General features: G+C 56.4%; 7 protein-coding genes. 6 read left to right on the top strand and 1 reads right to left on the bottom strand.

Annotation, left to right across the window (positions count from 1 at the left end; translation table 11 throughout):
- Positions 1-634 precede the first annotated feature (634 nt).
- The 6 genes from VAE55_RS01600 to VAE55_RS01575 all read left to right on the top strand — a co-directional run bounded on the left by VAE55_RS01600 (position 635) and on the right by VAE55_RS01575 (position 10,039).
- On the top strand, positions 635-2,947 hold the full coding sequence (locus tag VAE55_RS01600; RefSeq protein ID WP_322814080.1) for an RNA-binding domain-containing protein: 2,313 nt from the start codon (positions 635-637) through the stop codon (positions 2,945-2,947).
- A gap of 772 nt (positions 2,948-3,719) precedes the next feature.
- Positions 3,720-4,379, top strand: a complete 660-nt coding sequence (locus VAE55_RS01595; RefSeq protein WP_322814079.1) for a response regulator transcription factor — start codon at positions 3,720-3,722, stop codon at positions 4,377-4,379.
- A gap of 30 nt (positions 4,380-4,409) precedes the next feature.
- Positions 4,410-5,360 carry a ring-cleaving dioxygenase gene (locus tag VAE55_RS01590; RefSeq protein ID WP_322814078.1) on the top strand — a complete coding sequence of 317 codons (951 nt, stop codon included), beginning with the start codon at positions 4,410-4,412 and terminating at the stop codon, positions 5,358-5,360.
- 423 nt (positions 5,361-5,783) lie between these two features.
- Positions 5,784-6,671: a zinc metalloprotease HtpX gene (htpX, locus tag VAE55_RS01585; protein ID WP_322814081.1), complete on the top strand. Its 888-nt coding sequence runs from the start codon at positions 5,784-5,786 to the stop codon at positions 6,669-6,671.
- Between the two features lie 474 nt (positions 6,672-7,145).
- On the top strand, positions 7,146-9,188 hold the full coding sequence (locus VAE55_RS01580) for an immune inhibitor A (protein WP_322814077.1): 2,043 nt from the start codon (positions 7,146-7,148) through the stop codon (positions 9,186-9,188).
- 29 nt (positions 9,189-9,217) lie between these two features.
- A complete protein-coding gene (locus VAE55_RS01575; RefSeq protein ID WP_322814076.1) occupies positions 9,218-10,039 on the top strand; it encodes a hypothetical protein in 822 nt (273 codons plus the stop codon).
- A 105-nt stretch (positions 10,040-10,144) separates the two neighbouring features.
- On the opposite strand, the gene VAE55_RS01570 is transcribed toward VAE55_RS01575, so the two are convergent.
- Positions 10,145-11,563 (bottom strand): malic enzyme-like NAD(P)-binding protein, encoded by a 1,419-nt coding sequence (locus VAE55_RS01570; protein ID WP_322814075.1) that lies wholly within the window; start codon positions 11,561-11,563, stop codon positions 10,145-10,147.
- Between the last annotated feature and the right edge of the window lie 441 nt (positions 11,564-12,004).

Genomic DNA, 12,004 nt, shown 5'->3' with positions numbered 1-12,004 from the left:
CCGCACGCCAAACTGCGCGACACGCGCATGACGAGCGGGTAATGCAATCCATCCAGCACGTGCTGGCACGGCTGGCGCGGCGCACTGTCACCGGGCCAGTCGCCCAAAACAGCACCTATGGCGATCCTCCTCGCTGATACGCACGTGGTTGACACCAGTTGTGGGTAATGCATAGCCCGTTAGGGGAGTGGGGAGTGGCAAATGGGCGTGCTCCAGATGGCTTCCGATCACCTCGATCCTGCCCCCTCACAACATCTCCCGCTGAGGGAATGAGTCGAGGGAAGAGCGGACAGAACCCGCGAGCGCGGGCACGGGTTGCTCTGTACCCTCCGTGGCTCGGTGGTGCGTTTTCCCAACCCTCCTACCCACACCCACCAACAGGATTGTATGAAAAAAAACCTTCCATTCACGCATTCATACGAGGTATATGTATCTATAGGCGTCACGCTCTGGTGTCTGAATCTGGTATACTATCAGTACAGGGTTGTGTGAACGTGAAGAACCCTGCCCTGGCAGATTTATCATCATTGCAGGGAAGGAGGAACTCCCGACAATACTGCAGAAGAGACGGCTAAAAACGAAAAACTTATAAAAACATGTTTGAAAAGATCTGAATGTCTAAGGTTTTAATGATATGACAACAGCAAGAGAAGAGCGCAACGAAATGCGCTGGATTCGGGTTGATTTGCATCTACACACACCTGCTTCTGAAGATTACGCTGAACCAAACGTTTCGTACCTTGATATTCTCCAGGAAGCTGAACGCCGTGGTCTTGAGATCATTGCATTTACCGATCACAATACCGTTACCGGTTATGAGCAGTTCCAACGTGAACTGGAATTTCTAGCCACCCTAGAAAAAGCCGGTCGGCTAACCAGTGAAGAAGCTACCCGCCTGGCTGAGTACCGGCGTTTGCTTGAGAAGATTACTGTTCTGCCGGGTTTTGAATTCACGTCGCATTTTGGGGCGCACATTCTCGGTATCTTTCCACCGAATCGCCCGCTCAGTTTGATTGAAGCTACGCTGCTCCAGCTTGGTATCCCGGCTGAAGTACTCAAGCACGGAGTGTGTAGTGTTGCCAACACCCGGCATGTCACCGAAGCCTACGAGATCATTCATCGTGCCGGTGGGATTGTGATTGCTGCTCACGCGAACGGTCCGAATGGTGTTATCACCGAAACTTTGCGCATGGGCACGAGCGGACAGGCGCGTGTGGCCGTGACACAAAGCCCCTATCTGCACGCTCTTGAGTTTATCAATTTCTACACCGACCACGAGAAGTTTACCTCGCCCGGTTTTTACAACGGCAAAACCGAACACTACGAGCGCCGCATGTTCTGCATTCAGGGAAGCGATGCCCATCGGCTCCGTCGCTTAGCCGAAGCAGAAGCCCAGGTCACGCATCGCCACGGCATCGGTGATCGCTATTTCGAGGCGTTGCTGCCTGATCGTAGTTTTGAGGCGTTGAAAGCCCTTTTCTCAAGTCAGGATTTTGATCGGGTACGGGTACCAAAACGCGATCAAAAGCAGTGGTCGCTTGATGTTGCTCGCTTCAGTGGTAGTACGGAACGTCAGGTACTGCGCGCTGTCAACGATCCATCGGCAACTGCTTCGCTCTGGCCTGATGTGGCTGCGTTGGCGAATATCGGCGGTGGTGTGCTGATCATTGGCTGCGATCCCGGTGGTAAAGTAATCGGTGTTGATCGGCCAGACCATGCGACCGAATCGTTGCGGCAGAGTGTCGCCGAACATCTTACGCCCCAACCATATCTATCATTTGAACTTATGCACTACGAGGGGCGTGACGTGATCCGCGTTGAGGTCAAAGCCCAAGACCCGCCACCCTACGTTGGCAGCAACGGCGCAGTCTACATCCGCCGTGATAACGAGACGGTGGTAGCGAATCGCAGCGAGATCATTCAGCTCTGTCGCCAGGCAATTGCTGCCGGTGAACCTTCCCCGCTCGACAATGGCGAAACCCTCGAATTGCCGCGTTCGGGGGTCGAGATTGTTAGTAGCCAGCGTCGCGGTAGTTCGTGGACCTATGAGGTTCGTGATCTCCGCACAACCGCCGGTGTCACCCGTGACCGGGCCCAGGGCTTGTGGGCGTATGCCATTAGCCGTCACGAAGATTTACGAGAAGGCCGGATCGATCTGCAAAGTCAGGTACGCTGGCGCGGGCGACTCGGTCTCTGGCGCGCCTATCGCCAGGGCGCTCGCGTCAAATACGATCTCGTTCACCGCGACCAGAACGGTGTCATTGACCATATTTTCTACGGGGTTAGCGATTGGGGACTCGGCGAAGCCTGGATGAGTCTCTTGAACGAGGCCGGCGCCCGGATTGAGACCGACGCAGACGATTTTGATCAAGAGGGAACGCTCGACCCAACTCCACCTCCTGACATTGAAGCCTGGGGTGAACGTCGGGTGCGCTGGCGCGGACGAGGCGGTATTGTGCGCATCACCCTTGATCCCGAAGGTCAGCCACGCTTCGATCTGGTGATGAAGGACAAAGACTCAGGCGCAATCCAGGAATATAACAACGTGCCACGCGAGAAACTCTCAGAGGCCTGGCTGGCGCTGATTCGGGTTCCGCGTCCGCGCACCGGCATTGAGGTTGTGAATGCGACACGCTCTGAAGATGGTGAGTGGTTCTATGCTTTCCGCAATCTTCGTACCGGTGATGTGAGTAGTGCGCCGTGGCGCTTGCAAGACATTGAACCGGGGACGGTGCGTGAATATGCAGCCCGGATGTACCACCAGGATATGCCGCTCGACGAAGAGAAGGTACGTTGGTGGGGAAACATCGGCTACCTGCGTCCAATGCGTTCTCAGGTAGACCTGGTGTACATTGATGATCAGGGCGTAACCCACGTTTATTACGCTGCCCGGCGCGATGAACTGGCCGGTGAATGGCGCGAATTGCTCCAACTGTACGGCGAGTAGGAGCGGGTTCTGCCCCCGCTCCGTCCGTATGGTCGGGTTCCGAACCCGCCCCTACGACGGTTCCGACATTGTAAGCCAATGCAAAACATGTTCGGCGCGACGCGTCAATCAATGGCGCGGCATGGTGGGGCAACCGGATTGGCAACGCAATGATTACGAACACATCATCCGCGGTGGAAAATCCATACAACGCATCCGGGAACATATCGCCGCCAACCCGAACCAATGGGCCGCGGATCACGAAAACCGTAAGGGTGGGTTCCGAACCCGCTCATACACGTCTATACGTAGCGGGCAGTAGATACCCCGGATCACCGCAAATGTGATGGATAGTCCGGTTTGCCTTATATCCGGTGGCCGTTGCTATCGGTGCTCGTAGGATAGACGGCTGCACGCTCCTAACTGATGCGTTGATGATGCACCTCTCCCTCACTAGCACCACGTCATGTCAGGGGTGGTCAGAACATATACCTCTCCCACGATGCGTGAGAGGGCCGGAGGTGAGAGCGGTCGGATCGCCCTTAAGCTTGAACCCCAAACTACCTCCAGAAGATCGCCGCAACGGTCACCACACGGATTATCGATAACAATCCTGTCCGTTACTGTCAAATCGTGATAAGATGCATGTAGTAACACCGACGTAACGTCCGGTGATGGCGTCATCGCATCAGTCCTACGGTCAATCATCATCGTGCGTATCTTGTCGTACCTGCGACCGGGAAAGAGAGCGAGACCGATCACGCATCACCGTTGTTCTTCCAATGGAGGATGTATGAGCAATCCAATCACCATCCTTATTGCCGATGATCACACCATGTTTCGGCAAGGATTGCGCGAGATTTTAGAACGCAAAGGCGGCTTTCAAGTGGTGGCTGAGGTGCGTGACGGGGCAGCCGCCGTTGAAGCGGCCAGCGCTACCAAACCTGACATCGCGCTGCTCGATGTCTCGATGCCGGTCATGACCGGTATCGAGGCAGCACGCCAGATTGCACAGGTCAGCCCGCAAACGCGCTGTGTTGTGCTCACTATGCATCGCGATGAGCAAACCGTTCTCGAAGCACTCCGTGCCGGTGCCAATGCCTACCTGTTGAAAGATGCCGATGCCACTGAGTTAATCGAAGCGATTCACGTCGTTTACCGTGGTGAAGCTGCCCTGGCCGGCAGTGCTGCTGCCCGGGTACTCGATCTGCTGCGTCGTAACGACACCTCACCGGCGCTCAGCGAAGTGCTTACCCCCAGAGAACGCGATATTCTGGCCCTGCTCGCGCAAGGTGATGACAATCGGGCAATTGCGCTCAAGTTGAGTCTGGCCGAAAAGACAGTTGGTAATCGCTTGAGCGAGATTTTTCAGAAACTCGGCGTGAGTAATCGTACTCAGGCGGCTATCGTCGCAGTTCAGCGTGGTCTGGTACCACCCCCAGATCTGCGTTAGCACGCCTTAGTTAGAAAGTTATCTCAAACAATGCTTCAACTTACAGGTATTCATCACGTCACCGCAATCTCTGCGCACATTCAACAGAACTACGATTTTTATACCCGCGTGCTTGGGATGCGCCTGGTCAAGCGCACTGTCAATCAAGACGATACCAGTGCCTACCATCTCTTCTACGCCGATGGTGCTGGTTCACCCGGTAGTGATCTCACCTTTTTTGACTGGCCATTACCCCGTGAACGACGCGGCACCCATAGCATCGTGCGTACCGGCTTGTGCGTCAATGGTGCTGAGACGCTCCAGTGGTGGGCCGAACGCCTGCGCACCGAGGGTGTTCTCGTTGGTGAGGTTGTGCTGCGCGATGGCCGGCTCACCCTCGACTTTGAAGACCCGGAAGGTCAGCGTCTGATGCTCGTTGATGATGGCGGTGTCGGTGAGTTTGTTCCCTGGCAGCAGAGTCCGGTGCCGGTCGAACACCAGATTCGTGGGCTGGGACCGGTAATGTTAAGCGTTGCCCGACACGGTCTGACCGATGCCGTGCTCCGTATGGTTATGGGCATGGAGTTACAGCGTCGTTATCCTCACCCTGAATACCCTGACGACACCGTGTACGTTTACGCTATGGGGACAGGTGGCCCGGCAGCCGAGGTACATGTCGTTGCCCAGCCCCACCTCCCCCCGGCGCAACCCGGTGCCGGCGGCGTACACCACGTCGCATTCCGGGTGCCAACGTTTGCCGAACATCAGGTCTGGGCGCAGCGCCTCCGCGAATTACGTATTCCGAACAGCGGTATTGTGGATCGCTACTATTTTCGCAGCCTCTATTTCCACGAACCAAACGGTATCCTCTTTGAACTGGCTACCGACGAGCCGGGTTTTGCCGTTGATGAGCCTGCTGATGCACTGGGCGAACGGCTGGCATTGCCCCCCTTCCTCGAACCGCGTCGGGCACAGATTGAAGCGGGACTGAAGTCGTTATAGCGGCAATGCCTGCATCTACCCGCTGTCACTCTCGCCTCCTCATTCCCTGCTATCAATCAAAGGTGAAGAGTGGATTGGGAAGCGGGAGATAGCTGGATATACCCACTCCCTGCCCCAACCGTTCAGGGTGCGGGGCAGGGATATATCTCCCTGTTCAGAGGCTGGTATAGCGATTGAAACCCGCCGTACAATAGCGTCCCTGCTACCGGATACTCTGTGCCCTCCGTGTCTCTGTGGTGCATAACCCCTTTCCCCTCTGTGCCCTCCTTACCTCTGTGGTGAAAAAAACCTTCCCTGTGGGAACTTCTCCCCAATGTAATAGGAGAGGCCCCCCCTTTGGTCGAACGTTGTGATGCAATATACTAACGATGCGAAAACAACATCCTGTGCAGGGTAGTATAGAGTGGAGGAACTGCCGTGACGATGCTGGTAAATAGCTTGAAGACCGTTGGTTTGCTTGGATTGCTCACCGGTCTCTTTATCGTGATTGGTGGCGCAATTGGTGGTCAGATCGGCATGATCATCGCGCTCGTTCTGGCCGTCGTGATGAATATGGGTGCCTGGTGGTTCTCCGACAAACTGGCACTCAAGATGAGCGGTGCGCAGGAAGTGACACCTGATCAGGCACCTGAGCTTCATACGATGGTGGAAGAGCTATCACGGCGGGCTGGTATTCCCAAACCGCGCGTGTACATCATCGAAACCGACGCTCCCAACGCCTTTGCTACCGGTCGTGATCCGGCGCACGGCGCAGTGGCCGTCACCACCGGAATCGCACGTCTGCTCACGCGCGAGGAGCTGGCTGGCGTTATCGCGCACGAGTTGGCACACATCAAGCATCGTGATACCCTGATCTCATCTATTGCAGCCACTATTGCCGGTGCTATCGGTATTCTGGCCGATATGGTGATGTGGAGCATGATCTTCGCCGGTTTCGGTGGTAATGATGAAGAAGAAGGCGGTGGTGTTGCCGGATTGGTTGGTGGCATTTTGACGGCCATGCTGGCACCAATTATGGCCCTTATCATTCAGATGGCAATTTCGCGTTCGCGTGAGTATATGGCAGATGCCGGCGGTGCGCAGATTCTCGGCAATCCATTGCCGTTAGCCAGTGCCCTTGAGAAGCTGGAGTGGGCTGCCGGTCGGATGCCGATGGATGAAGCACGTCCGGCGACGGCACACATGTACATTGTCAATCCGGTGCTGGGTGGCCTGGCCAGCCTCTTCCGCACCCACCCCGAAACTCACAAGCGCATCTCGCGCCTGCGTGCGATGGCTAATCGCAGTGACAACACCGCAATGGCGGCGTGAGTCACATCTGCGCAGCGCGTTGACATAGATTTCCTCCCCAACTCCGGGCATCACTCAATGGCGAGTGGTGCCCTTTTTGCGGTAGAATACTCTTGTCTGGAACAGGCACGCTCTCGTTGTTTGCAGTTCTGTCGTCCTTACACAACAAGGTTGTGCCGTTTGCGTTAGCCCATTATCAGCGAAGTACTTGCTCGACAATCCCTTGCGGCAGCCCGCCACCACCTGATCAGGTTGCAGATGAATGTCTTTGCCCAACCATTTTCCGTTCCTCGGCAGGATACCTGTCAGTGTGAGAGAATAACCGGTCTGGCTGCAATAGCGGCACCGACGCCAACTATTCTGGCTAAACGATCTACTCACAACAAAACAACCTTACTGGCAGCCCTGCTATGCTGAACGTGGTTATAAAGGAAAGACCTCTCTGTTACTCGGTTTTAAACTATGGAATCACCCAAATACTGATTGTGTATCACTATGAAACGAACCTCGCTGATAGTTGTTATAGCGCTCGTACTGCTCAGCAGTTGTCTGTCGCCAACTGAAACACCGCCCCCTACCCCAGCCACAGTTATCACGCCGGTCACCGAATCGACCGCCGTACCACCCCAGCAACCAATCACGGTCGTCCCGGTTGTTGGATCGACCGATGCGCCACCCCGACCACCAACTACCGTCAGTGTGACACCCATCTCTGATCAGGACGAGATAGTCCTGCTCGATGCAGTCAATCGCCTGCCCCGTGATCAGGTAGAGCTGGCCCGCCAGCTCAGTGCCTGCCGGCCCGTCCCTGCCGAGTGTCCCTACGTGGCCCGTACAGAGCCACTTACGGTACAGGTCGGGGAACGGCGTTCGTTCTTCGTAACCGATTTCAGTGACGACATCCAGTATGAGATCACCGCCGAGTTGCGTTATGCTGGGCCAATTGTCTTGATGTATGTCGAGGAGGGGGTACCGTACAACCAGGCTGCCCTCGAACGCGCTGCCCGAACCTTTGAAACCGAGATCTATCCGCGAACACGCGAAATTTTCGGCAGCGAAGTTCAACCCGGTGTCGATGGCGATAATCGGATTACCATCCTGAATGCCGTTGAGCGTAGCCGTCAGATTCTCGGCTACTATTCGTCGAGCGACTCGCTACCGCGCCAGGTAAATCGCTATAGCAACGAGCGCGAGATGTTCTTTATGAACATCGAGTTGATGCCGTTTGACAGCAATACCTACCTTGATGTACTGGCGCACGAGTTCCAGCACATGATCCATCAGAACGAGCAGCCGGGCAGTGCGTTGTGGTTCAATGAAGGAATGTCACAATTGGCCGAAGACCTCAACGGCTTTCAGAGCGAGGGCTTTATCCCAGTGTACCTGCGCAATACCGACCTTCAGTTGACCGGCTGGGGTTTTGCCCCTGGTCAGTCAGGTGCGCATTACGGTGCAGCCCACCTCTTCATGCGCTACATTTATGCCCAATATGCCGGCAAGGAGCAGTTACGATCGTTGATCCGCGCCAACGCCGGCAATAACCTTGAGGCGTTTGTCGTGCTAGCAGCACCCATCCGCCCCGACATCACCCACTTTCGCCAGTTGATGGCCGATTGGGCGGTTGCCAACCTGATCAACGATCCACGGGTTGCTGATGGACGCTACACCTACGACACCGGCACCGAATTGAATAATCTGTTACCGGCAAAGGTTCGCCCCACGTCAATCGACAATCGCTATAGCGACGATATTGTCCAGTTTGGTGTTGATTACCTCGCTCTTCCCCGCAATACCCGCACAGTGACCTTCCGCGGCGATCAGACGGTGCGTATCGCCGGTCAGATGCCACGCGGTCGCTACGCCTGGTGGAGTAATCGCAGCGACGATAGCGTCGCCACGCTCACCCGTTCTGTCGATCTGCGTGGTGTGAATACTGCGACACTGACGTTCGATACCTGGTTCGAGATCGAAGATGATTACGACTACGCCTTTGTGACCGTTTCAACCGATGGTGGGCAGACCTGGGAGACGCTGCCCGGACGCTGGACGACCGATTACGATCCACAAGGAGTCAATTACGGTCACGGCCTCACCGGTGTCTCAGGCCGTCCCGAGGCAAACGTTGAAGACGGGTTGCGCGGACGTTGGGTGACCGAGCAGATGGATCTGACCCCCTTTGCCGGTCAGGAGATTCTCCTCCGCTTCTGGTCAATTAACGACCAGGGAGTCCATGCACCGGGCATCCTGATCGACAACATCGCCATTCCCGAAATCGGCTTTCGTGATGATGTCGAAGCCGTCACCGGTGATTGGGAAGCGGCAGGATTCGTTCGCATCGACGGTGATCTGCCCCAGTTGTGGGAACTACGCCTGGTGCGCACGGCCGCCGATGGTCAGATGTCAGTTGATGTTGTGGCACCAGATGCCGACGGAGTCGCAACCGCAACCCTCAATCCCGGCGAACGAGGCGTCCTGGTCGTAATCGCAGTAACACCACACACCAGCGAACGGGCAAGGTACGAGGTCATCAGCGAATAAGGAGCGTGGCCTGCGCCACTGATAATGCAATGAGTTGGGGATCACGCTGGATCACAATCTCTCTCTGTCTGATCGGCCTGGCGGCGGCGATTATCGTTGTGCGCATGCAACAACCACTGCCGCGCCTGGCCCCCCTCGTTGCTGAAGCCAATGTCATCGCTGCGGTACCAGTGCTCAGCGGTGTGGCGCAGCCGCAAAACACTGAATTGCTACGCATCACGGTCGCACCGCAGGCACTGCCCGCCAGCGTCAGCATTGAGACCATCACCGCTGATCTCTATGCCGCATTGGCGTATGTCAGTGAACGCACAGCGATCAACCCAACCGCACCGATTGCAGTGCGCATTAGTGCTTCACCGGATTGCGCATTGCACGGTGTGGCCTATACCGATATTCGGGAAGTGCAAGTGTTTACCTGCCCTGCCCTCCCACCGGCCCGTGCTGTCAACATCCTTGCCCACGAGTTCGTACACCAACTGGCCCACGACTACTACGGTGCTGCTCATCTCCGGAGCGATCCGATCTTGCTTGAAGGCTGGGCAACCTGGGGGGCAGGGCGCTACTGGCTGGGCCAACAGCCTGACTTTCGCACATTTGTTGGTACCCGGCCATCGCTCCCCCTGGTTGCCGGCCACCTCGGGCGACCAGCAGCCGAGATGAATACCCTCTATTACCAGTGGGCCAGCTTTGTCGAATACCTGATCATCATATATGGTCGGGCAGCTTTTGATGATCTCTACCGCAGTGGTGCAGGCACACCCGGTAGTGCCGACTATCAGGGGGTCTACGGGATCGATCTGCCAACGCTCGAAGTGCAATGGCGCACTTGGTTGAACAGTAGCGGGTCATAACCTCGCTACACCCAACGATGATCGTGGCGCGTTTTGGTGTGCGGCAGCTCGGCTGCCACACGACACCATGCTCGATGTCGGTCGCACGTCGCATCGGTCAAATTGTTAATCACCTTGCATGTGCGTTCGTCGCGCCACCCCTTCGGCAATCGCTGCCTGGGCCACAGCCGTGGCAATGGCCGGCACAACCTGCTGGTTAAACACACTGGGTACGATGTAATCTTCATTCATCTCTTCCGGTGGAATCACTGTCGCCAACGCTTCGGCAGCAGCAAGCCGCATAGCCGAGGTAATGCATCTTGCGTGTACATCGAGTGCACCACGGAAGATACCGGGAAAGCTGAGCACATTGTTGATCTGGTTTGGCTGATCACTGCGGCCGGTCGCAACCACACGCGCATACTGTCGCAACATATCGGGATTGCCTTCGGGGATCGGATTAGCCAGTGCAAAAACGATCGGGTCACTGCTCATTACCCGAATATGGTCGGGCGTCAGGATATTGCCCTTCGAGACCCCGATGAAGACATCGGCATCACGCAACGCAACCGCTAGATCACCACGCCGTCGTTCACGGTTTGTTTGTGAAGCAATAATCCGCTGCATCGGGGTTTGGCGGGCATGATCACCTTCGACCAGAATCCCGAACCGATCCACAGCAGTAATTTCGCCGATACCAGCTTCGATCAGCGTGCGGATGATCGCCGTACCGGCTGCCCCAATCCCATTCACAACCACACGCACATCGGTCAGTCGCTTGCCGACAATCCGTACCGCATTGCGCAGTGCGGCCAACACTACCACCGCCGTCCCGTGCTGGTCATCGTGCATCACCGGCAAATCGAGACTCTCTTCGAGCCGACCCTCGACAATGAAACAATTTGGTGCAGCAATATCTTCGAGGTTAATGCCACCAAAACTCGGCGCAATCTGCTCAACTGTCTGCACAATTACATCAGGGTCTTGCGAGCGCAGACAGATCGGCACCGCATCGATGTTCGCCAATTCTTTAAACAGAATCGCTTTGCCCTCCATCACCGGCATCGCCGCTTCCGGCCCCAGGTTGCCCAGCCCCAAAATGGCCGAACCATCGCTCACGACGGCCACACTGTTGCCTTTCCAGGTCAGCGCATACACCTTCTCCGGATCATCGGCAATTGCCCGACAGACACGGGCCACACCAGGAGTGTAGGCCAGCGAAAGATCATCGCGCGTCTTCAAAGGTACGCGACTCTGCATGGCCAGCTTGCCGCCGAGGTGGGTAAGAAAGACACGGTCACTTACCTGAAGCACTTTGATGTTCTGCAAGGTGTTAATCGCTGCTACCAGTTGCTCACCGTGTTGCTCATCTTGTACGCGCACCGTAATATCGCGAACCAGAATGTTCCGTTCAGCGCGCACAATGTCAATCGCACCGATGTCACCGCCGACTTCGCCGATCAAGGTGGTCAACCGCCCCAGCATCCCAGGGCGATTTTCAATCTGGCAGCGCAACGTCAGCGTATAAGCCACCCCAACGGACATAGCCCTTACCTCGTTTTCTGAAATAAGCACACAAAAATGCCCGTCACCACGACGGGCATCATCGCCTTATCATGGTATAGTACCACAAGTCTTGATTTGTCAGATTGATGAATGTGGCTCAGCACCGCCAACCACCTCGCTCAACCGGGCGTGGTGGCGACAGCCCGGCTTGACAGTTGCGAGAGATCGCTGGTGCGCCATTACGCCCGGGCTACCCCCGGTGGGGGATGTGGTGGAGTGACTTGATGGATTTCGTCCAGCACCGCCAATCACCTCGCTCAACCGGGCGTGGTGGCGACAGCCCGGCTTGACAGTTGCGAGAGATCGCTGGCGCACCATTTCAAGGGCTACCCTCAGTAGTTCCCGCCCCAGCGGGGCGGAGCAGGGTGGGGGCAAGACCCTGGGAGCGCACGCCTCCGGCGCACCCTACCTGCACCAGCG

This window comes from Chloroflexus sp., assembly GCF_034432675.1.
GTDB lineage: Bacteria > Chloroflexota > Chloroflexia > Chloroflexales > Chloroflexaceae > Chloroflexus.
The sequence above is the reverse complement of the archived record's forward strand: the minus strand, read 5'-3'. Positions and strand labels throughout refer to the sequence as shown.